This is a genomic window from Mediterraneibacter sp. NSJ-151 (genome assembly GCF_022487435.1).
Lineage (GTDB): Bacteria > Bacillota > Clostridia > Lachnospirales > Lachnospiraceae > Schaedlerella > Schaedlerella hominis.
The window spans coordinates 49,970-74,232 of the sequence record NZ_JAKVPP010000009.1; the positions used below are offsets into that span (position 1 = coordinate 49,970).

The 24,263-nt window shown below is 39.6% G+C and carries 17 protein-coding genes; 13 read left to right on the forward strand and 4 right to left on the reverse strand.

The window, feature by feature from the left end:
- Positions 1 to 85: 85 nt before the first annotated feature.
- Together LQE94_RS10430 and LQE94_RS10435 are read left to right on the forward strand one after the other, a co-directional pair.
- The gene (locus tag LQE94_RS10430; RefSeq protein WP_117990432.1) at positions 86 to 1,051 is read left to right on the forward strand and encodes an aldose 1-epimerase family protein; all 966 of its coding nucleotides are present in this window, start codon (positions 86 to 88) and stop codon (positions 1,049 to 1,051) included.
- A 273-nt stretch (positions 1,052 to 1,324) separates the two neighbouring features.
- A complete protein-coding gene (locus tag LQE94_RS10435) occupies positions 1,325 to 2,239 on the forward strand; it encodes an alpha/beta hydrolase (protein ID WP_186865273.1) in 915 nt (304 codons plus the stop codon).
- Between the two features lie 192 nt (positions 2,240 to 2,431).
- On the opposite strand, the gene LQE94_RS10440 is transcribed toward LQE94_RS10435, so the two are convergent.
- Positions 2,432 to 3,373, reverse strand: a complete 942-nt coding sequence (locus LQE94_RS10440; protein WP_186865272.1) for a helix-turn-helix domain-containing protein — start codon at positions 3,371 to 3,373, stop codon at positions 2,432 to 2,434.
- Between the two features lie 299 nt (positions 3,374 to 3,672).
- Here LQE94_RS10440 and LQE94_RS10445 point away from each other — a divergent pair, with 299 nt between their 5' ends.
- Complete coding sequence (locus LQE94_RS10445; RefSeq protein WP_117990429.1) at positions 3,673 to 6,078, forward strand: glycoside hydrolase family 2 TIM barrel-domain containing protein; 2,406 nt, start codon at positions 3,673 to 3,675, stop codon at positions 6,076 to 6,078.
- A gap of 81 nt (positions 6,079 to 6,159) precedes the next feature.
- Here LQE94_RS10445 and LQE94_RS10450 read toward each other — a convergent pair whose 3' ends face one another.
- Positions 6,160 to 7,212, reverse strand: a complete 1,053-nt coding sequence (locus LQE94_RS10450) for a family 43 glycosylhydrolase (protein ID WP_118724222.1) — start codon at positions 7,210 to 7,212, stop codon at positions 6,160 to 6,162.
- A gap of 241 nt (positions 7,213 to 7,453) precedes the next feature.
- Here LQE94_RS10450 and LQE94_RS10455 point away from each other — a divergent pair, with 241 nt between their 5' ends.
- Complete coding sequence (locus LQE94_RS10455; protein WP_118724221.1) at positions 7,454 to 8,983, forward strand: MFS transporter; 1,530 nt, start codon at positions 7,454 to 7,456, stop codon at positions 8,981 to 8,983.
- Here LQE94_RS10455 and LQE94_RS10460 read toward each other — a convergent pair.
- Complete coding sequence (locus LQE94_RS10460) at positions 8,972 to 9,937, reverse strand: helix-turn-helix domain-containing protein (RefSeq protein ID WP_117990426.1); 966 nt, start codon at positions 9,935 to 9,937, stop codon at positions 8,972 to 8,974. The two genes, LQE94_RS10455 and LQE94_RS10460, sit on opposite strands and share 12 nt — an antisense overlap.
- A gap of 193 nt (positions 9,938 to 10,130) precedes the next feature.
- Between LQE94_RS10460 and LQE94_RS10465 the strand changes: the two genes are divergently transcribed.
- From LQE94_RS10465 to LQE94_RS10505, 9 genes are read left to right on the forward strand one after another with little or no spacing between them, the layout of a single operon-like run.
- Positions 10,131 to 10,403 (forward strand): hypothetical protein, encoded by a 273-nt coding sequence (locus LQE94_RS10465; RefSeq protein ID WP_117990425.1) that lies wholly within the window; start codon positions 10,131 to 10,133, stop codon positions 10,401 to 10,403.
- A 32-nt stretch (positions 10,404 to 10,435) separates the two neighbouring features.
- Positions 10,436 to 11,962 (forward strand): tannase/feruloyl esterase family alpha/beta hydrolase, encoded by a 1,527-nt coding sequence (locus LQE94_RS10470; RefSeq protein ID WP_117990424.1) that lies wholly within the window; start codon positions 10,436 to 10,438, stop codon positions 11,960 to 11,962.
- Between the two features lie 43 nt (positions 11,963 to 12,005).
- Positions 12,006 to 14,579 carry a family 78 glycoside hydrolase catalytic domain gene (locus LQE94_RS10475; protein ID WP_186865270.1) on the forward strand — a complete coding sequence of 858 codons (2,574 nt, stop codon included), beginning with the start codon at positions 12,006 to 12,008 and terminating at the stop codon, positions 14,577 to 14,579.
- Positions 14,580 to 14,627: 48 nt separating this feature from the next.
- Positions 14,628 to 15,989: an MFS transporter gene (locus tag LQE94_RS10480; RefSeq protein ID WP_227159550.1), complete on the forward strand. Its 1,362-nt coding sequence runs from the start codon at positions 14,628 to 14,630 to the stop codon at positions 15,987 to 15,989.
- A 1-nt stretch (position 15,990) separates the two neighbouring features.
- The gene (locus LQE94_RS10485; RefSeq protein WP_117990421.1) at positions 15,991 to 17,193 is read left to right on the forward strand and encodes a serine hydrolase domain-containing protein; all 1,203 of its coding nucleotides are present in this window, start codon (positions 15,991 to 15,993) and stop codon (positions 17,191 to 17,193) included.
- Between the two features lies 1 nt (position 17,194).
- Positions 17,195 to 18,190 carry an alpha/beta hydrolase gene (locus LQE94_RS10490; RefSeq protein ID WP_117990420.1) on the forward strand — a complete coding sequence of 332 codons (996 nt, stop codon included), beginning with the start codon at positions 17,195 to 17,197 and terminating at the stop codon, positions 18,188 to 18,190.
- Between the two features lie 23 nt (positions 18,191 to 18,213).
- Positions 18,214 to 20,949 carry an alpha-L-rhamnosidase gene (locus LQE94_RS10495; RefSeq protein WP_240577660.1) on the forward strand — a complete coding sequence of 912 codons (2,736 nt, stop codon included), beginning with the start codon at positions 18,214 to 18,216 and terminating at the stop codon, positions 20,947 to 20,949.
- A 15-nt stretch (positions 20,950 to 20,964) separates the two neighbouring features.
- On the forward strand, positions 20,965 to 22,416 hold the full coding sequence (locus LQE94_RS10500; protein ID WP_186865267.1) for an MFS transporter: 1,452 nt from the start codon (positions 20,965 to 20,967) through the stop codon (positions 22,414 to 22,416).
- A 15-nt stretch (positions 22,417 to 22,431) separates the two neighbouring features.
- Positions 22,432 to 23,226 carry an MBL fold metallo-hydrolase gene (locus tag LQE94_RS10505; protein ID WP_118724217.1) on the forward strand — a complete coding sequence of 265 codons (795 nt, stop codon included), beginning with the start codon at positions 22,432 to 22,434 and terminating at the stop codon, positions 23,224 to 23,226.
- A 107-nt stretch (positions 23,227 to 23,333) separates the two neighbouring features.
- Here LQE94_RS10505 and LQE94_RS10510 read toward each other — a convergent pair whose 3' ends face one another.
- Entirely contained in the window at positions 23,334 to 24,188 is an 855-nt protein-coding gene (locus LQE94_RS10510; protein ID WP_330638927.1) for a patatin-like phospholipase family protein, read from the reverse strand.
- Between the last annotated feature and the right edge of the window lie 75 nt (positions 24,189 to 24,263).

Here is a 24,263-nt window from a genome sequence, read left to right on the forward strand (position 1 = left end):
ACAAATATCTATTGGAAAAAATCAATGATGCTATGGAAATGAATATTAGCATGCTCACATTAATTCAAAAGAGGAGACTTGAGATATGAATCAATATATTGGACATTATTCGCAATGTTATGGAATAGAAGAGCATCGTCTGGTTGGTGGCAAAGGTGATGGGATGCGCCTACTGGTTATTAATAACGGAAGCGGACTGGAAGCGACTATTTCTTTGGATAGAAATGCTGATATTTCCAGACTTCGTTATAAAGGAATGAATATGAGTTATTTCTCGCCATGTGGATATGTGGCTCCGGCTTATTATGAATCAAAGGGAGCAGACTGGTTAAAATCTTTTACAGCCGGTTTTCTTACCACATGTGGATTACAGGCAGTGGGAAGTCCGTGTACAGATGAAGGGGAAGAGCTTCCGTTGCATGGTTCCATTGCAAACACACCGACAGAGTATAGCTTTTGGTATGAAGAGGATGGATGCCTGATCGTGAAGGCAAGAACATCTGATGAAACGATCTTTGGAAGAAAATTGTGCCTTTGCAGAACGTATACATTCCCAATCGGAAAGAATGAGTTTACATTTTCGGATACGATTAAGAATACAGGAGACAAAAAAGAACCGTTTGAAATTCTGTATCATATGAACATGGGCTATCCGCTTTTGGATGAGGATAGTGTAGTGAAAATTGAGTCGGAAGAAGTGACACCAAGAAACAAGCATGCGGCAGAAGATATCAAGAATTGGATGAATATGGAAAAACCGACACCAGGGTATGAGGAGCGCTGCTATTATCACAAAATGCAGGAAAGAGGATATGCATCCATTTATCAGCCGAAGAAAAACATTGGACTTGCTATGGAATATGATGCGAAAGAATTAGACGGCTTCGTGGAGTGGAAGATGATGGGAGTTCGTGATTATGTATTAGGTCTAGAATGTGGCAATTGTTATCCAGACGGACGCGATGTCATGCGTAAGACCGGGATGTTAAAGTTCTTGAAATCAGGTGAAACGAAGCAATATCAGGTAAAGATAAAATGCTTTGAGAAATAGAAGAAAGAAAAGTGAAACTATCATTATATGGTTTCACTTTTCTTATGTAATGACAATATTATATGATTGAAAAGCAAGATGCAATGTTCATTCACATACAAAAAATTATTATAATAGAATACATAAACGTTATAGAATAGGTAGCAGAACAGAAATGAGGAATAGAGTTATGAAATTTTTGATTGTAATAGTTGTAGCAGCTATATCTGGTGCGATTTGTGGTAAGATTTTTTTGGACAATATCATATGATAAAAAGGAAGTGGAAAATAGCGATGTATATTATCGTATTTATCGTAACATTTTTAGTGAGTGCATTTATTAGAATTCAATTTTTAGGTGGTGCACCTGCAAAACTGCTTGCTGTAGATTGGGATGAATCTATGGGAACCATTTATTCGGATTTAAATTATGAGAATGAGCATAATCACAAGTATGATTTGTACATTCCTTCGGGATTGAATAAAAGTGAAGAACAGTTTCTGATTGTCTACATTCATGGTGGTAGCTTTAATTCAGGTAAAAAAGAAGATGGTGATGGTTGGTGTAAGTACTTTGCAACGAAAGGTTATATTACCGCAACGATTGATTATACACTGCAAACTCACGGTGAAGAGGCAACAATTCAATTGATTAATTGTGAAATTGAACAAGCGACAGCAGCCATGAAAGACAAGCTAAAAGAACTAGGATATCAGGTGAATGCAATGGCAACAAGTGGTGTGTCAGCCGGTGGAACATTAGCAATGAATCTGGCGTATAATGGTCGTTCTGCTATTCCTGTAAAATTTGTATTCCAAATGTCGGGACCGACGTATTTTGATCCAAAAGATTGGGGATTACTTATGAAGGTGGATCATCTGAAAACAAAAGAAGAATTTGTTGAAATGATGACAGGTTACAAGGGGGACATTACGACAGAAGAGTGTAAAGATGCAATTAATCAAATTTCACCAGCATCACTCGAAGGAAAGAATCCGGTGCCAACATTGATTGGTTATGGTTTGATTGATCACTGTGTGCCTCAAAATCAGAAACACCTGCTTATGGATGAATTTGAAAAATATGATGTGCCATATGAATACATAGCGTTTCCAAAATCAAATCATGGCATGTATAACGATTTAGATAAAACACAAGAATTTATGGATAAGACTTTAAAATATTGCGAATATTATTTAAAAAAATAGGTGCGGAAAAAAGAGGAAAGAGAGCGATTGTCTCTCTTTTTTTATGTAAAAAGAAAATAGATATGGAACTGAAATAATTAAAATGTAAATGACGAAATATGATACACGCGAAAAGAAGTATGACGAACGATGATATTGTTCGGTGCACAGTTTGGTGTATCTATTACAATGATTCTTGCTAAACTTGAATTATCATAATTGTTCCCGATATTCCCGTGGTGTCACTCCAAAATAATTTTTAAATAGTTTATAGAAGTGTGTTCGATTATTGAACTGAAGTTCAGAGGCTATATCGGACACACTTTTTTTCGTGTTTTTTAACATGTCTGCTGCTGTCTTCATTGTGAAATTCATGCTGTAATCAAACAGACTCTGACCGGTCTGTTTTTTTACAATTTTACCCAGATAAGTGCCATCATAATTCAGAAGATGAGCAAGTTCACTGTTGCTAATGCGACCGTGGTATTCATCCAGAAGTAGTTCAATACGTGCAAAGAGCAATGATTCCATATTCTTCTTTGCAGTTACATGGATTGCCTGATAGTACTGCTCGTCACATAGAATATCAATCAACTGAAAAAATAAATCCTGCAGATGATACGTTGCTCCATAATAAGGATAAAGTAGTGTGGAAATCATCTGCTCAAAAATATCGTGGACAAGGATTTTCTGTTCTTTTGCAGAAATGCGTGGAACAAAATCGATAAAATCTTTTGTGTTGCGATGTTGCTCCTGCGTATTCTGTTCTAAAAAATGAAAAATCAAGTTATCGAAACGCTGTTGTTCCTGTGGAAATAGCATTGGATTCCCATAATTTGTTAGCATCTTAATAAAATTGGAGGATACAGAGAAAAAAATACATATAAAATCAGTGGACGTCTCCTCTGTATGTAATGTGTCACGGTTCATCAGACAACAGCTGCCGGGCGTGTAGAGGTATCGTCTACCTTCTACAATCTGATACATATTGCCTCTAAGGACGTAAGTGAATTCAAAAGAGTTGTGTTGATGCATGCTGTTTTTGCTGCGTCCCTTGATTCCGTGAAGCGGTATGTTGAACTGAGATTCCGGTGTAAATACAGATAGTGCACTTGTATCTAAAGCATCTGGATGAATTGACATCAGTGTAATCATAAATGGTACATTCACCTCCTGATGAAATGAGAATGAGTCCTTGTTTTCACGAAAAGAGACAAGATTTTCGAGCATTTGATTTCCTTTTTTGACAGTGGAATCGATGAATATAGACATCATGAACCTCCTTGGTTTCTTTTGCTGATATTATAACATATTTCGTCTGAACAAGAAATATGAAATCACGAAATATGATACAAAAGAATATTTCAAAGACGAACAGAGATATTGTTCCCAAGGATACAAAAAAGTAAAATAAAGGAAAGATGTAAGTGCAACGTGAAGGAGGATGTAGAACGATGTTGAAGCAAAGAATCAATCGAGACTGGATGTTTCAAAAAGAAGGTGCAGATGCGTGGGAGAAGATTACATTGCCGCATGACGCGATGATTATGGAAAAGAGAGATGCTGCATCTCCAAATGGGAATGCAGGAGGATTTTTCCCTGGTGGAACTTATCTCTATCAGAAAAATATCATGGGTGCGGAATGTTATCGTGACAAATGTGTGATGATTGAATTTGAAGGCATATATATGAATTCAAAAGTATATCTGAATGATACAGAGGTAGGTGGCCGTGTATACGGGTACTCAAATTTCTATGTAGACATCACAGAACAGTTGAAAATTGGAGAAAAAAACACATTGAAAGTTGTGGTTGACAATTCAAAAGCACCGAACTCGCGCTGGTATTCAGGAAGTGGAATCTACCGCAGTGTCAATCTCTGGAGTGGAGAAAAAAGCCATATTCTTCCAGAAGGTGTGCAAGTGACAACAGTCAGCACTGCACCAGCTTTGATTGACGTAAAGACAAATACAGTGAATGCCGAAAATATGTGCATCAGATATGAAATTTTAGAGAATGACAAGGTGGTCGCAACCGGAGAAGGTGATACAGTTAGAATCGAAATCCCGAATGGAAAACTGTGGACGGCAGAAGAGCCTAATCTCTATACAATCCGTACAATCTTAGAGAAAGATGGAAAAATGATAGACTGTTCGACAGAACGATTCGGAATCCGAAATCTTGCATGGAGTGCAGAGGATGGATTGCAGGTCAACGGTAAAACAATAAAACTGCGTGGCGGTTGTGTTCATCATGATCACGGTATTCTTGGTGCATGTGCATATGATGAAGCGGAATATCGCAGAGTGAAAAAGTTAAAAGAATTAGGTTACAACGCAATCCGCTATTCGCACAATCCTGCAGGCAAAAACTTTCTGGATGCATGCGATGAACTTGGAATGTATGTTCTGGATGAAAGCTTTGACCAGTGGAAAATCCCACAGTCTACCTACGATTATGCATGCTATTTTGATAGTGAGTGGCAGCAAGATGTGAAGGCACTGGTATCCAAAGATTACAACCATCCATGTGTCATTATGTACTGTATCGGTAATGAAATCACAGATACCGGATTACCATTTGGAGCAACCATTTCAAAGATGTTAAGTAATGCATTTCATGCGATGGATCAGACACGTCCGATCACTATTGCAATCAATAGCATGCTGTCAGTTCTCGCGGCAAAGCAGGCGGAGAAGAAAGCTGCTGAAGAAAAAGCTGCAAAAGAACGAGCAGCCAAAGGAGAAACAGAAGTAAAAAAAGAGAAAATGGCAGGAAGTGCAGAAGTCAATGACATTATTACATTGCTTCCTAAAATTATGGCATCCATTACACCGGAAAGCTTAGAAGCATTGATTGGCGAGTGCATCAGTCATGTGGATATAGTCGGATATAATTACGGACAGAATCTGTACGAAGGAACCCATAAACTTGCACCTGAGAGAGTAATTCTCAGTTCTGAAACATTTCCGAGCAGAATGGACAGCAACTGGGATATGGTCATGGCGCATGATTATGTAATTGGTGATTTTATGTGGACTGCATGGGATTATCTGGGAGAAGCTGGCGTGGGAGTTCCTGTTTATGGAACAACACAGGCACCGTTTTCGAAAGAATATCCATGTCTGTCAGCAGGATGTGGATCGGTGGATTTGACAGGATTCCCGGAAAGTCAGGCATACTATTCAGCTGTGTTGTGGGGAGCATATCAGAAACCATATATCGGTGTTCGACCTGTTAATCATAGTGGTGAAGAGTATACACTGGGACGCTGGAGACTAACAGACAGCATTCATTGTTGGAACTGGCCGGGACAGGAAGGAAAAGAAGCTGAGATTGAAATCTATAGTGTTGGTGAAGCAGTAGAATTATACAAAAATGGTGAACTGGTCGGTAAGGAGACATTAACATCATGTCGCTGCATGTTCAAGACAGCTTATGAGCCTGGAGTGCTCGAGGCGATTAGTTTTGACCGTGACGGAAACGAACTTGCAAGAGAAACCCTGGCAACTGCAGGCAATGACACAAAACTTCAGATTCTTCCGGAAAAGACGAAAATCAAAGCGGATGGAGAAGATATTGTCTATATTCCAATTCATCTCATTGATAAAGATGGAATATTAAAAATGACAACAGAGAAGAAGATAAATGTGACGGTAGAGGGTGAAGGAAAGCTTCTCGCAGTTGGAAGTGGAAATCCGGAGACGGAAGAATATTTCCATGAAGGTGCTTACACTTCTTATCATGGAAGAGTATTGGCAGTGGTACAGAGTACAGAAAAAAGTGGAACTATCAAAGTGACAGCAAGCAGCGATGGTCTGGAATCCGTTGCAGTGGAGATTCAAGTAACAGGCGAATAGAAACAAGTTGTAGTGCATAAAAAAGAGAGAATTCTCTCTCTTTTTTATGCCAATATTCATGTGAATAAAAGGAATAAAAAATTATTCGTAATCTTCAATCTTCCAAGATTCCTTCCAGTCGATATAAGGTCGCTCTCCATTGAACAAGATTGGAAGCCATACATAATCTGCAACGGAAGTGTTTTTATCCAGAATGCACTTCAGAAGAGTATCATCTACCTCAATCTGTTCTGTGGCGTTCGGATTGAATCGATTTTCAAAGATTTTGCTGTACTTATTATAGTCCAAAGCCATGTGCTTCGGCATCCAACGGTCAGCCACGGCAATATACAGATCTTTCTTACCTTCTACTTTAAAAATAGAGGAAATCTGGGAATGATAAGAGGTATCACTGTTGTCCGCCGGATGTAGATTTCCAAGTACCCGATATGGACCGTGCCAGGTATCTGCGACTGCAATTTCCGAAGGGTTCGGCAGATATCCGGTAGTGCCGGATGTTGCAAGATAATGCTTTCCGTTTCTGTAAAAATGAGCGGTTGCTTCCCTTACATAAGGTGGATATGGGTGTGGAAAATGTGTACTGTAATACCCGGTTACATCTGTGTAATCTGCTGTTAAATCTGCACAAATGGTCTCACTATGTACACGTTCAAAATAATAATAAGCCTTCCCGTCATCTGCAACGACTAAATCAAAATCGCCGGCATTCATGTTCAGTGGTCTTAAGTTTTCTCTGACCTTCTCATATGGTCCGAGAATGTGTTCAGCTGTGAGAACAGTCACAGTCTGCGAACCATCCTTGTGCATGATTTTCAGCCAGCATACGAATTTCTGTGTCTCTTTGTTATAGATAATATGAGGACGGTCCATCTGTGAAGAAGGATGCAGAGATGAGCGCAAATCATCTGGCGCAGGCGGAATGATAATGCCCTTATCCTCCCAATTATATAAATCTGTCGATGCGTAACAGCGAACACCCCAATGCCAGATGTTATTATCACCTGTTGTTTTTTCTTTGTTTTCTCCATACCAGTAATAAACACCGTCTAAGTAAAAAACAGAACCTCCATGGGCCTGAATTCGTTTTCCCTCTTGGTCAAGCCATATCTGACCGGGATGAAAAGAATCGTACATAAATAATAAACCTCCTATAATTTTTTTAGCATTTTAGCAAGCCTAGATTTTGAAAGAAACATTCTATTTTGATAAAATATCATAGTATCTTGTGAAAATGTATTATTTGTGTAAATGTCAGGTGTGTAGTAGCAAGATTATATGATAAAAGGGCAATATAAGAGGATTTACCCAAACAGAGGATATTTTACAATAAAGAAAATAAATCTATAAGAAATTGAAAGCAAAGGGGAAGAGCAAGATGTTTAAGAAACGCGATATGGCACCGGATGCAAAATTGACAGGGCTGGACTATTTAGGTTATTTTTTTGGAGCAGGAACGAATATACTGAACCTAATTGTGTCAGCATTCCTTTTGATCTACTATTCGAATGTTTTGTATTTGGGGTTGACGGAAGTTGGAACAGTTATGGCTGTTTCGAAAGTATTCGATGGTGTGTCAGACTTGATTATGGGACGCATCATTGACAAAACGAAGAGCAAATATGGTAAAGCAAGACCGTGGTATGCGAGAATGATTATACCGACAACAGTATGTGTTCTCTTATTGTTCTGGATGCCGGCGGGATTTAAAGGTATGATGCAGTATGTATATGTCTTTGTTACATACAACCTGGTATCAACTGTATGCTATACAGCGAATGCCGTTGCTCATGCCTCTATGATTGGGTTCATGACAATGAATACAAAGTCAAGAGGTATGGTTGGGGTTATGAGTATGGCATCCAACACAGTGTTTACGATACTTGTAACGAACTTTTTTATGAAAATCTGTCGTTTCTTCGGTGGAGGAGATGCGTATACCCAGAAGGGATTTACTTGTACTCTGATTTGTTATATTGTTCTGTATGCGGTGTCAGCTTCCCTGGCATTCTTACTTACTAGAGAACGTATCAATAACGTGATGCCTGCTCAGGAAACAGAGGAAGAAAAAGAAAGCGAAGAGGAAGCGCCTTCTGGTATCATTGAAGAAAAACTGGCAGAAGAAAAGCACAGAAAAGAAGCTGAGAAAGCAGAGGCAGATGTCCCAATTAAAGTCGCATTGTTGTCTCTTGTTCAGAACAAGTACTGGATTCTCTGTAACGTGATGTGCCTCGGTTTCTATTTCTTGATGAGTTTTGCATCAAGCGCAACCGTATATTTTGCACAATATATTATGAATGATTTAGATCTTCAGGGTACATTGTCATCGACATTATACATCGTATTACTGTTTGGACTTGTTGCCGCACTTCCGGTTATGATGAAAATTGGAAAAGGAAATACGATGAGGATTGGTCTGATTATCAGTGCTATCGGTTACTTTATACCCCAGCTCACCTTACAGAAATCTGCGGTTGTTGGAGCTATGGCAATTGTTGGAATTGGATTTGGATTCATTGCAGCACCTGCGGGAAGCTTTCTTCAGGACACATTGACATTTGGACAGTGGAGAAGTGGTGTATCTGCCATTGGTATGGGAAATGCCGTCTTCTCATTCGTGAATAAATTATCGTCAGCACTTGGAATTGTTGTGCTCGGCTGGGTATTGGATTTGGGAAAATTTGACGCGAAACTTTCGGTTCAGCCAGCCAGTGCACTGAGTGCAATCAAGTTCCTTTACATTTGGCTTCCGGCACTCATTTGTGTGATATGTGTATTTTTATCTGCGTTTTATGACTTAGATAAAAAGCTGCCATTTCTTGAAAAGGAAATCACAGCAGGAAGAATCGGTACTAAGAAACGCGATTGGAAGACAATCAAGGAAGAAAACGCAGCATCAGGAAAATAGTGTGCTGGAATTTCGAAATTGAATTGGAGTCATGCCAACTTTCTTTTTAAATAATGTTGTAAAATTATTAATGTCGTGAATGCCAACTTCGTGAGCAATCTTTGATGCCGGAAGTGCTGTGTTAAGCAGCAGGTTTTTTGCGGCATTAATACGTAGTGAAATTAAATAATCGTTTGGAGAAAAGCCCGTATATTTTTTGAATTCGCGAGACAGATAATACTTGTTGATACATGCGAATTCAGCGAGATAGTCAAGTGACATATGAGACTGGTAATTGTTCTCCATATACTTAATCAAGAAACGGATATTCTGCGGAATCTCCGTTTCTTCTGTATGAATACGTGTTGGAATGAGAAGATATGTAAGCAGCACGTCAATACAAGAAGAAGCCTGCCAATCACGGTATAATTGTGCACTGCTGTAGATGCTTAAAACCTTCTCGAGATATTGCTGGAACTTACCTTCCGGCGATTCATGAAAAACAAAGGAACCATTTTTTGCGAATTGTGCATATAATTCCTTACATAGTGGGCCCTGCACATGCAAAATAGCAACATCCCATCTACCTTTATCCACCTTATATAAATGATAATCCATACAATCGATAAAGAAACAGTCTCCTTTCGATAAAGAATATGTTTTACCACGATAGGTCAAAGAACCAGTTCCGCTATATGTAAACGCAATCAGAAAAGACGGATAATTTTGTCGTTCGGTATAGGAAGGTGCCTGATAATGAAACAGTGTAAAAGCTTGCAAATGAAACAGATGCTCCAACGCATAGTCTGTAATTGGGGGAATCTGAAAACTCTCCACGCTTCCCATAAGAGAAAAGGATGCATTAGGTAAATTGCCGTCACCATATTTCTTGTCGTTAAGTTCCTTATCAGTTAGTTGCTTGGAAGTCAAGCGCTTATGTGGTTCATAATGGGATAAGGGGATTTTCTCAAACATAACAATGCCTCCTCTTGTTTAAAACTGAGTCTATTATAGGAAATATATACTGCAATGTCAAGATTCTATGATTGTAAGTCAATATAAAGTGTTTAAGTTAAATATCCAACACAGTAATCTATAAGTATGGAAATGTGGGGAGTCACAAGTAAAACAAAGAAGGTGTGCTTATGAAAAAAGAGTTTTAGTAATTGTGTTGGGCGTTCTTGCTGTACTTCTTGTTGCAGTTGGAATCCTGGCAGCATCCTTTATTAAAAAGGGTGAAAATGCAACAATGGTACTGAACAAAGATGGTTCTTACACAGCAAGTGGAAGTATGACAGTAAGTTTGAGCGTATCTCATGGGACATTTGGTGAAATTCCACTGGTGACATATGATGTTAAGGAGCCAACACCTGAGACACCAGAAGCACCAGATGCTGAGCCAGTTTCAATTGGTAATGATGAGTTAGAATCAGTAGAATAAATTTATAGAAATAAGAAAAGGAAGATGCCTGGATGGGAAATAATATGATACAAAACAGATGCAAAAGGGAATATTTGGAAAAGGAACTGAAAGCGAGATTTCCAGGTGCAGATATTCGGGTGGATTCAGCAGAAATCAATATGACGGGAGAGCGTAAGGCAAAAGGAGATTCATTTAATAAGATTTTCGGAGTCAGTAAGGATGTGAAGAATCTTCCGCCATATTGTGAAGTGAATGTTACATGGCGAACTGGTGAGTTCGAAGAAAAGATTATCATCTGGTCACCACTTACGTGGAATGGCAGATTTGCCGGGACTGTAGGCGGTGGCGCAGAGACAGGGGGAGCGGGCTATTTAACTGCTCCCGATGATTTTACAAGAGGATGGACAGTACCATATGCCGTGATGAAAGGTTTTACCGCTGCAACGGCAAATGCAGGCAACATCAACGGACTTCACGACTATATGCTGGATGAAAAGACGGGAAAAGTAAAGCGAGAATTATATGAAAACTGGCGTGCACGAACTACGCATCACATGACAGTAGTGGGAAAAGCGGTAGCAGAGATCGTTCATGGGCGACCTGTCCAATATGCTTACATGAATGGTGGAAGCGGTGGTGGACGCCAGTGTATGGTAGAAGCGCAGGAATATCCGGAGGATTATGATGGAATCTGGGCATCCTGTCCGGCGATTCATTGGAATCGATTCCTATTAGAAGGTTTGTGGTTTTTGGCAGTTATGAATACAAACCATCATATTTTAAAGCCTGCAAAAATTGAGTATTTTATGAAGCGTGTATGGGAAGAATCTGGCGGAAAAGACATCTATTTTTCAAGTGAAAAGAAACCGGTTTTCGATGCAAATACATTTGTTGGAGCAATGAGTGAAGGTGGTAAAATTACCGAACAGGATGCGAAAGTCATGCAGGCATTCTGGGATGGACCAAAAGATGCTGATGGAAATCGGTTATGGTACGGATTTCGACCGGGTGTGAAATTCTGGAATGTAGGTATTCCAGTCGGTGGATTCTATTATTCACTGATCCGTAAACAGCCAAAGCCATTCTTCTTAACAACTCTATATGCAAGATGGGTGACAGAACAGCCAAAGCGGAAATTTGAAAAGATTACAATTCCGGAATTTGAAGCACTATTTAAACAGAGCATCGAAAAATTTAAGGATGCAGGTGCGGATCAGGCTGATTTATCTGTGTTTCAGGCTCATGGTGGCAAATTAATCGTGGATCATGGATTGAACGACCCACTGATTCCGGTAGATGGCACAATCGATTATTATAAGAACGTTGTGGCATGTATGGGAAAAGAGAAGGTGGATTCCTTCTTCCGCTTGTATCTGGTGCCTGGAGACGGACACGGAAACTGCTGGAATGAGCAGCCTGGAATCACAGAAAGCAATGGACTGAAAGCTTTGATGGACTGGGTTGAGAATGGAATCTATCCGGAGGAAATCGAAGGTGTTCAGGTTAGCATGAAGAAAAAGGAAATTCTGAAAAAGGCATTGATTCGTCCGGTAGATTGTATTGATGATTGGGCATAGTGCGAGAGATGAGAGAATATATCAAAATGAAAAGAGAAAACAGATGAGACTATATGATTTAAAAACATTACATATGAAAAAGTGTGTTGGGATTGATCAAAATCCTTATTTTTCATGGAAAATTGCAAACGACAAAAATGATACTGTTCAGTGTGCTTATCAGCTTCAGGTACTCTGTGATGAAGAATGTCTCTGGGATACAGGAAAAGTTGAAAGCGAAAAACAGTCTTTTGTGGAGTATGAAGGAATTGCATTGTCTTCTAGGACAGAATATAAATGGAAAGTGACTGTGTGGAATAATTACAATGAAACAGCGGAAGCAGAGGCGCAATTTGAGACTGGATTATTAGAAAAATCTCTTTGGAATGCAAAATGGGTAGAAAGTACCATTCCAAGAGTTCCGGTTACAGAGTATAAATACGGCAATACAGCACCGGCTGTATTTTTTGAAAAAGAATTCACATTGGATAAGCGTGTGAAAAAGGCGAGAATGTATGCAACCAGCTATGGCGTTTATCAGCTTCGGATCAACAAAAAAAGAGCAGATGACCGTGAATTTGCACCGGAATTTACAACGTATAGCACCGTATTATACTATCAGACCTATGATGTGACAATGCTTCTGAAACAGGGAAAGAATACACTGGATATGTATGTTGGTGATGGTTGGTATTTTAGCATGCAGGCAAGCCCTGTTTTTGAAAATCAACATGAGAAACCATCGGTGTTATTCCAATTGGAAGTAGAATATGAGGATGGAACAACAGAGCAGATTATCTCAGACGGAGATGAAACATGTGCACTTGGACCAATCTGCTATTCTGATATTTTCCAGGGGGAAAAACAGGATTATAGAATCGGTTATGACGAGAAACATCCGGTTGAAGTGAAAGATTATGGATACGAGATGTTGGAAGCACAGCCAATGCCACCTGTTAGGCCAACCAAACTACTTCCGGCTGTGGATGTTTTCCAGTCACCGAACGGTGAGTGGATTGTCGATTTCGGACAGGTTCTTGCAGGACGTGCACGTATTCATATCGATGAGCCGAAGGATACAGAAATTGTATTGGAATATTTCGAAATCTTAGATGAAAATGGCAATTACGTTAATACGATGTTCTGCCCACAGAAGGATATCGTTGTATCTAATGGAACACCGCTGGAACATGAGGTGAAATTTACATTCCATGGCTTTCGCTATATCCGGGTGACCGGCATGACAGAAGTAAAGAAAGAAAATTTTACAGCTGTACTTCTGACAACGGAAAAGGATGATTATGGTTCCTTTACATGTTCCGATGAGAGAGTGAATCGTCTGTATCAGAATGTGCGATGGTCACAGTGGAACAATATGATGTCTGTGCCGACAGACTGTCCGGCACGTGAGAAAGCAGGATGGACAGGAGATATTCTCGTGTATGCTAAGACGGCTCTTATGAATGAGGATGTAACACCATTCTTAAGCAGCTGGCTTCACAGCTTAAGAGAAAACCAGGCAGATGACGGTGTCGTTATGATTACCGCACCATATACAAAGCTATATGACGGCGTGTTGATGAATACGGTGAAAGAATTCGGTGACACCAGAGTGACAGGTGTTGCAGGCTGGTCGGATGCGATAGTTTGGGTGCCATATATTATGCATCAGGTGACAGGAAATACCATTGTCCTCAAAGATAATTATGAAGCAATGAAAAAGTGGTGTGATTATATTATTCGTACTGCGAAAGAAAAAAGAGGTTATCGTGATATTCCTTATGAGTATGATCAGTATCTTTGGAATACCGGTTTTCACTTTGGTGAATGGTTGATTCCAAGTCAGCAGATTGACCCGAAACATCCTTATGAGAATGCCAAAACAACTTCATACTTTATGGCACCGTTCTTCGGATATCAGTCCGTACGTTATTTTGCGGAAATCTGTGGATTGCTTGGAAAAGTAGATGAGCAGAACCACTATGATGAGATTGCACAGCAGATGAAAAATGCAATTCAGAATGGAATTATGCGTGGCGGACATATGCCGGATGATCTAATGGGTGGCTATTGTGTGGCAATTGCATTTGATTTAGTGCCGGATGATCTAAAGGAAAGCTACAAAGAAAAGTTAGTGTCACTGATTCAGAAGAATGATTATTGTCTTGACACCGGATTTTTAGCAACACCGTTCTTGCTTGATGCACTTTGTATCGTGGGAGAACAGGAGCTTGCACATCAGGTATTCTGGCAGGATAAACGTCCGTCATGGCTTTACGAAGTAGACCATGGTGCAACTGCAATCTGGGAAGCATGGGATGCGGATGAGGCGAAAAAGCCAGGTCGATTTGTTAGTTTTGACCATTATGCACTCGGATGCGTGGATGATTGGATGGAGCGTGCTATTTGCGGAATCGACACAGATCAGGCTGGCTTTAAACATTTTGTGATTCGTCCACAGTATGACTCAAAGCTTACAAGCTGTGAGAGAACTTTTGAGAGTGAAGCCGGTATGGTTTCCGTGAAATGGGATGAGCACACATTGAAAGTGGAAATTCCATGTAACACAACGGCAACTGTTTATTGTGGAGAAACAGTAGTAAACATCGGCAGTGGCACTTATCAGTTTGAAAGATAGTTAGAAATATAAAAAGTAGTAAGAAATAGAATAGAAATGGAAGATAAAATGAAAGAAAATACAGAAAAATTAGGAATGAATCAAAAAATCGGTATCATGCTTTGCGCGATGGTAAGTGCAGTAGCCACGGGATATGTACCGAACTACATTAATATTTATTATACAGATAACGTTGGCATTTCCATGGGTGCAGTTGGTATGATTCTAATGATTACGAAAATTACTGACGGTGTAACAGATATTGTCATGGGTATGATTGTTGATCGAACCCATACAAAGCTTGGCAAAGCGAGACCTTGGGTTCTTGCGGGTGGAGCCGGACTTGCTATTTCAATTATGATGCTGTTCAATTGCCCGGGAAGCTTGCCTGGATGGTTTAAGGTTGCGTTCTGCGCGCTGTTTTATTTCCTGGCAAATCCTATTTTCGGTACGATGACTTCTGTGGCATGCGGAACGATGAATAACCTTTTAACAGCTGATTCGAAAAAGCGTAGTGTACTCGGTGTGTTCTCGGCATATGGATCATTGTTCTGCGTTATGCTTATTGGTCTGGTTGTTCCTGTAATTCTTTCTGCAATGAATGAGAGTCAGGCTGCATATACAACCGTAACATTGATCTTTGCGGCAATCGCTGTTTTAGCTGCAATTTTGGGTGTGAAATTAACAAGAGAAACCGTAACAGAGCATTCAGAAGCACATTTAAAAGAAAAGCAACCAGTGAAGGAATCTTTAAAAGAACTTGTAAAAAACAAATACTTTGTATTCCTTGCAATTGGAACAATCCTTTACAATTTATCAGCAGCTCCGGTTGCTACTTACTATGCGAAATATGTATTTGGAGATATTAATAAGACGGCGCTGATTAATCTGCCGGGTATGTTAGCTATCTTTATTCTTCCATTTGCGGTACCGTTTATCAATAAATTTGGAAAGCGTAATTGTATTGTTGGTGGAATGTTATTAGCAGCAGCTAGCCATATTGTTATTTTCTTTGCAAATACAAATTTAGCGATGTTCATGATTGGAAAAAGTATCGGTGGTATTGCAGTTGTACCGTTTACCGTTGCATTGATTCCAATGACAGGTGAAATTTGTGACTACGCATTGTATCGTTCAAAAAAGCCGATGGATGGAACAATTAGTTCAGCTGCTACGATGGGGGGTAAGATTGGTATCGGTCTTGCAGCAGGGTTATCAAGCATGATGCTTGCACTGGGCGGATATATCAGCACAGATAGTTCAGTGCTTGCAGTACAGCCTGATAGTGCGATTTTTATGATTCGTGTGTTAGCAGGAATTTACCCTGCTGTGATGTACATATTAGCAGCAATTTGTTTCTGGAAGATTGACCTGGAGAAGAAAGGAATTACAGAAATTCAAAAAGAATTAAAAGAACAGGGGTTGAGATAAGATGACAGAACACGATATTACCGCATGTATGCAGACATATGTGGAACACCGGGAAATGTCCGGTGGGGCACTTATGGTACGAAAAGATGGCGAGTTGATTTATCAAAATAAATGGGGAATGGCCAATCTCGACACAAAAGAAGAGGTTTCGTATGATTCCATCTACCGTATGATGTCGATGTCGAAATGTGTAACTGCAGTTGCCATTATGCAATTGATTGAGAGTGGCAAGATGGATTTGGATGATCCGTTGTCAAAATATGTGCCTGAATTCAAAAATATGCAGGTCGCATCGGATAAACGATATGTGATTGATATGAAAAATCCAAAGAAAATTCTGCTCCAGGTGCCATTTTTTAAAATGGAAAAGGTAAAGACCGTGCCTGCGGACAGAGAAATAACTATTCGTGATTTGCTGTCTCATTCATCTGGTTTGGAGCAAGGTGCAGTTGGTTTGATTGCAATGATGAAAATGAAAAATGAAGATCAGATTTTGGAAGACCGTGTGATGCGATACAGCAGATACGTGTTGGATTTCCAACCTGGATCAGCAACAAATTATTCTCCACTTGCCGGATTTGATATTCTCGGTTATATCGTTGAACGCGTGTCTGGCTTACGTTTGGAAGAATATATCCAAAGGAACATTTGTGAACCGTTGGATATGAAGGATACCACTTTTTTCTTGAATGATGAACAGAAAAAACGTCTTGTTCACGTATATAAGAGAGAAAATGAAAAATTAAAAGATGTTACCGGAACAAAGGATGACATGTTTGGAATGCTGCATCAGGAACCGTTACAGTTTGAAGAAGGAAGTGGAGGATTGTTCTCTACGATTATAGATTATGAACATTTTGGAGAAATGCTCTATAATCAAGGAACTTATCATGGACGGCAGATTTTGAAACCTGAAACTGTATCATTGATGCATACAGAAGCAGCAGAAAAACATTTGGAATCAGAACCAGGTATGGTATGGGGTCTAGGTATGAAGATTCGGCAAAATCCTGAAGCTGCGAAAAGCTTTGCGACAGAAGGTACATACGGATGGAGTGGAGCTTTCGGAACTCATTTTTTTGTGAGTCCTAAGGATCAAATAGAGGTTGTGTTTGTAACAAATCGTTGTGATCTTGGTGGATCAGGTTCCTATATCAGTACCAAGGTAGAAGAACTTGTCTTTGACGTGTGGGGAGGAAAGTAGCATGAGTCAGAAAATAACAGAATGTACATCCTTAAGAGAATTGCAGATGAGACCAGAATGGAAGTCTCTGATCCCTTATTTAGTCTACAGTCAGAATGGACTAGGCGGCAATCTGAAGATGAACATGAGTCTTGCAGATATTGAAAAAGAGCACAAAACATGGTCTGCACAAGATATGGTATATGGTTTGAACCGTGTTGCAGAAATTTTAGAAAGCGGTAAGAAGTTTGCTTATCCAGTGTACGATGCTACGAGTGTGACAGAAGATCCGGAGAAAGGCGATGTGCAGATTTTTCACTTTCCGGCTGAGTCAAAACAATATGTGATTTTGGCTGCAGGTGGTGGATATGGCTCGGTCTGTTCATTACCAGAAAGTTTTCCTGTAGCTGCAAAATTAAATGAATTGGGTGTGACTGTATTCTGCTTGAATTACCGTGTCGGTGCACCGAAAGTATTTCCAAAACCGATGCAAGATTTGGCTGCTGCATGCAAATATATTGAAGCGCATGCAGATGATTTTCAGGTGAATGCCGAGGAATATGCGGTAGGTGGTTTCTCTGCCGGCGGGCATCTGGCTGCTTCATGGGGAACGAAATCAATCGGTTACGAAGTATACGGATGTCTGAAACCAAAATGTATGCTGTTAGACTATCCTTTGATTGATGTCTGGGATACACTGCAGCAGATGCCACTGCCAGTTCGAATTATGATGGTAAAAGGCTATTTTGGAAAAGGTAATGCGGAAGAAATTTGCAAAGATTATGAGATTGTTCGAAATATGGATGCAGACTATCCACCAACATTTCTTATTCAGGCAGAGAATGACAGCACAGTTCCAATTTCGAATAGTGATAATATGAAGAATCAATTGGCTGCTTTTGGAATTGCCTATGAATACGAGAGAATCAAAACCGGTGAGCATGGCTTCGGTTTGGGAACCGGTACAGAAGCTGATGGATGGGTAGAAAAAGCGCTTCGTTTTTGGAAACATTTATAAATTGAAATAGGAAGGAATAAAATATGGAAATATATGCAGTAAAAATTAATGGAATTGAGAATCCATTAGGTTATCTATACGATACACTCATCTGCTCTTGGAAGGTGCGCGGAGTATCTGGAAAGAAGCAGACAAATGTGGAGATTCGAGTTGCATTGGAAGCAAATATGCAAAATGTGATTTACGAGTTGAATTCGCCGGAACTTGATTCATTGGGCGTACCATTAAAATTAGAATTGACTCCTCACACACGATATTATTATCAGGTAATTGTGACAACAGATGCAAATGAAACAGTACAAAGTGAGGTGTGCTGGTTTGAGACTGCAAAACTAGCTGAAGAATGGAGTGCAGATTGGATTGGTATTGAAGAAAATGATAGTATACATCCTGAATTCCTGAAAAGATTTTCAATATCTAAAAAAATCTCGCAGGCGCGTCTGTACATCTGTGGTCTTGGTGTATTCGAAGCACAAATCAATGGTAAAAAGGTTGGAAACGATGTTATGGCACCATTTATCAATGATTATAAAGAGCATATTCAATATTGTACATATGATGTAACAGAACATTTAAGCGAGAAAAACGAAATTTTAGTACAGCTTGGAAAAGGCTGGTATATGGGACACTTCGGCTTAACAAATGTTGCTTATGGCATGAAGACTTTCGGCCTGATTGCAGAAGTTTATATCCAATATGAGGATGGAAGCGTGGAAGTAATCGGAACAGATGAGAGTTGGAATTATCGCGGAAGTGTATTTGAGAAAACATGTATCTATGACGGTGAAACACAAAATTATCTCTTATGGGATGGAAAAGAAAATCCATGGCGCAGTGCGAAAAGAATTGATGCATTGGCAACATTAGTGGAACGCTATTCGCCGGGACTTCATGATATGGAAAGTCTGTCAGTGAAGGATGTGATTCATACACCGGCAGGAGAAAATGTTCTGGACTTTGGTCAAAACTTTGCCGGTGTGGTTGAGTGCACACAGCAGATTCCAAAGGGAACAACTATGAAATGGGAGTTTGGGGAAGTTTTACAGGATGGTAATTTTTATCATGAGAATTATCGAACAGCAAAATCAGAATTTGTCTATACATCGGATGGCTGTGACAGAACGATTCGCCCAAAGTTTACATTCTTTGGATTCCGTTATGTAAAGGTTTCAGGTTTAGAAGAGGTTGATGGCTCTTGCTTCACCGGTAAAGCAATCTATTCGGAAATGGATCGAACAGGAGAAATCGAAACAGGAAATGTTAAAATTAACAGACTTCACGAAAATGTAGTTTGGGGATTGAAATCAAATTTTATAGATATGCCTACGGATTGTCCGCAGAGAGACGAAAGACTCGGCTGGACAGGTGATGCACAGGTATTTTGCCGTACTGCAGGTTATTTGATGGATACACGCAGCTTTTATGCCAAATTTATTCGTGATCTTCGTTCGGATCAGATGCGAAACAACGGAAAAGCTGCTATTTATCTTCCAAATGAATTTCCTGGTCTGTGCGCAAGCGTGTGGAGTGATATTGCTACCTTCTTGCCGGATATGCTTTATGATTACTATGGAAGCAAGGACATGCTTGCATGCCACTATCCATTGATGAAGGACTGGGTGGATTGTATCAGAAGAGAAGACCAGAACAGGGGAGAAAAACATCTCTGGGATTTTGGATTCCAGTTTGGAGACTGGCTTGCTTTAGACGGTGCAACAGAACAGAGTACATTTGGCGCAACAGATTCCGGTTATATTGCTTCAGTATACTACTATGCGTCTACAAGCTATGTGGCAAAAGCAGCAAAGGTACTTGGTTATGAAGAGGCAAAGGAATATGAGCAGCTGGCAGAAAGTATTAAGACTGCCATCTTGGATGAATATTTTACAACAAGCGGAAGAATTGCGGTTGATACGCAGACCGGTTATCTTGTTGCATTGAAGTTTGGCATTTATCGTGATAAGAATAAAATGATTGAGGCATTAAGAACTCGTATTAAAAAAGACTGTTATCGCATCAAAGGCGGTTTTGTAGGTGCTACGATGATGAATACTGTTCTAGCTGACTGTGGAATGGAAGATCTTGCATACGATTTCCTATTCTTTGAAGGTTTTCCTGGATGGCTCTATGCAGTAAATCTCGGAGCAACCACTATCTGGGAGCGATGGAATTCAATCTTACCTGACGGAAAGATTAGCGGAACAGGAATGAACTCCTTAAATCATTACTCTTATGGTTCGGTTATGGAATTTGTATATCGTCATTCGATGGGGCTGATTCCGGTAGAACCTGGATTTAAAAAAGTATGTCTTGCGCCAAAACCGGATGTAAGAATGGGTTACTTCAAAGGCTCCTTTGATTCAGCGGCAGGTCGTTATGTATCACAGTGGGAGATTAAGAAAAACGGAGTCTTGTCATTCCACATAGAAATCCCATTTGGCTGTGAGGCAGAAGTGGTATTACCTGAGCAGGAAGCAAAAGTGCTTCCTGCAGGAAGTTATGATTTCGAAATTATGACGAAGAGAGATTATCTTGCACTGTATTCCGGAACAACTCCGGTAGAAAGATTATTGGATAATCCAAAGGCAGTAGAAATTCTTGATAAATATCTACCAGGATATATTGCATCCATCGACCGGAATGATTTGGAAGCAATGAATAAATCAATCGTAGATCAGAGAACGCGTGCAATGCTATTCAGACAACCAACGGAAAGTTATGAAAAAGCAATTGAAGAGATTAGCAAAATTCATGTATAAGAGGAGGAAATACTAATGAGCAAAAAGAGTAAAGATATGTCACAAAATGCAAAAGTAGGATTTGGCGAACATCTTGCATACGGTATAGGAGGGGGATTTGCCACAAATGCGGTAAACCTTTTCATCGGTGCATTCTTAATTGTATATCTAACAGAAATTATGAAAATCAATCCGGGGGTTGCTGCGGGAATTGTCGGTGTATCAAAGTTTTTGGATGGTATTTCAGATTTGATTGCAGGACGAATCATTGACAAGACACACAGCAAATTTGGAAAAGCCAGAGTCTGGCTGCTTCGTATGATTCCGTGTACAGTTATTTCGTTACTGTTATTGTATCTGATGCCAAGCAGTCTCACGGGTACGGCACAGATTGTATATGTATTTGTGATGTACAATCTTGTTTCTACAGGATGTTATACGTTCAGTTATGTAGCGTTTATGGCATTAAACGGTCTTATGACAACGAATCAGAAATCCCGTGGTTTAAACGGCGGTATCAACATGGTAGGAAATGTAATTGCAAGCTTACTTGGAAATGCAACGATTATCACTGCATTAAAACTTTTAAGCTCAGACCCTTCGTTCTCACCATATGGAGACAGAACTGGATGGATTAAATTGCTAGTCATCTGGATGATTGTCGGAATGCTTGCGCAGGTTCTGATTGTATTTGGAACGAGAGAACGTGTGATTGAAAATGCAGGTAAAGACGATGGGAAAGAAAGTAAGAAAGCAGAAGTGTCTGTATTTACAACATTAAAAGCACTCTTTAAAAACAAGTATTGGATTTATAATATTATTATTGCAGTAGTGATTCAGTTCCTCATGGGAGCAACCGGATCTACAACATCCTATTATATGACATATGTAGTAGGAGATGCGGAATTCTATCAGGTGTTTTCTACCGCAAATTCTCTGGCAATGCTTGGATTTATGCTGGTGGGATTCCCAATCATGGCAAAACTTGGAAAGCGTAACGCGGTACTGGGTGGTCTTATTATACGTGGTATTGGTACATTACTTCCATTGTTTTCGAGTGCAAAGCCAATTTTGCTTGTAGCAGGTGTGATCGGTGGAGCTGGATATGGGATTGCAGGATGTGCGTTTGCATCTATCATTCAGGATACATTGACTTACGGCGAATGGAAAAACGGTTATAGTATGATTGGTATGGGAAATGCCGCAAACTCTTTTGCAGGAAAAATCGGAAACAGCCTTGGAACTATCGTACTCGGTTTGGTTATGAATGCTTCCGGATATGTAGCAGGAGCTGCGCAGCAGACTGCTTCTGCATTGATGGGATTTAAGGTTATGTTTATCTTCCTTCCGGCAGCAATGATCGTCCTGGCAATCGTTGCAGCAGCTCTCTATGATTTGGATAAAATTTATCCACAGATTGCTGCCGATCTTGCAGAAGGAAAATATGCGCCTGGTGTAACTGCGTATGGTGAAAAGAAAGAGTCATAAAAAGGTGGAAATATTTTGAAGGAAACATTTTTTTCAACAGAAATCGCAGATGGAATTTTTCTGATATCTGTGACAAATAAATCAAATATTGCGATGGAGGAACTGGTAAAACCACAAAAGGCAACTGCAAATTCTTATCTCGTTGTCGGAGAAGAAAAGGCATTGCTCTTCGACTTAGCAATCAATCAGGAAAATCTGTGGGATTATGCGTGCTCCCTGACAGACAGACCGGTTCAAGTGGTATTAAGCCATGGACATGTGGATCATATTTTTTATCTGAATAAGAGAGAAGAGGTATGGCTCCATCCCGATGACATGGATATGGTGAAAAATGGAGTTCCCGGAGTGAATGAACCAACTCATCCTTGTCCTGTGTTGCATTCGCTAAATGAGGGAGATGTGATAGAATTGGGAAACAGAAAATTGACGGTTTATCATATTCCGGGACATACACCGGGAAGCATTCTGCTTCTAGATCAAAAAACAAAGCTTCTTTTGTCGGGTGATTCTGTAGCAAGAAGACTGCTCTTCGGTGTGGGAAGCGATGTAAAATTAGAGCCGTTTTGCAAAAAAGTGGAGCGGTTAAAGAAAATAGATTTTAAGGAAGCATATTCAGCACACGATAGATGTGCTTTGCCAAAAAGTCATCTCAACAGAATGTTGCAGACCATTGAGGAAACTCAAAAAAATGGAAAGAAAATGAAAATTCCGTTTGTAGGTGAATTCAAAACTTATAAATACGGGAAAGAAACAGAGTTGGACTATTGTGATGTTGCAATTTTCACATCGCAAAAAAAGGATAAAAAATAGACGCTTTATATCAGAAGTAGAGCAATTGTAAAGGTGAAGACTGATTTCAAAGGATAAATCCGATGAAGTCAGTCTTTTATAAAGCACCAATATTGATTAGCTAGGAGTCAATTGAGAAATCTTATAATATGTTGCAGTTCACGCTGTGCTTCATGTCTTCCAATTTGATATACACGTTCTAATTCTTCCGGTCTGTGTTCCACAGCTCCAATGTTTAGAGCTTCAGGTGGTTGTATTACAAATAGATTTCCGGCATTTTGCTGGGTTTCTATATACTTCAATGTTTCATTGTAGGTAATATGTCGATTACTGAGAGTACGAAGTAATGCAGGATACTTACGTAAGGCAACACGCAATATAGGGAGAAACGAATTGCGTTTTTTTACAAATCCTTTTGGCTGAGTCAGAATAACTATGTTTTTATTGTAACCCTGTTGTTCCAAAAATCGTATCGGGATGGAATCAGCTGTGCCACCATCAGATAAAGATAAATTATCTATTTTTACAACTTTTGATACAAGAGGCATGGAAGAAGAGGCTCTCATCCATTCAATATCTTCGGTAGTTCCATGCTCACAACGATGATATACTGCATTACCTGTTACCATATCGGTACAAACAACATAGAATTCCATTGGATTGGAAGCAAAAGTATGTGAATCAAAAGGGTCTAATATTTCTGGTACTTCATGATAAGCAAATTGTTCGTTATATAGATTTCCCGTTTGAAGAAATGAACGAAGGCTAACATATCTCGGGTCATTGCAGTATGTTTTGTTATAACGTATTGCACGACCTATCTGCTTTGATTTATAATTGCATCCAAAAACTGCTCCTGCTGATACTCCGACAGCACCATCAAAAACGATGTTGTTTTCAAGGAGAACATCGATTACTCCGGCAGTGAACATTCCACGCATGGCACCGCCTTCCATGACTAATCCTTTTTTTATCTTATTCAAAATATAATCTTCCTTTTTTAATATTAATATGATGTGATAAATTCCTAAGTAGGAGTATACAAGACTTTGAAAATT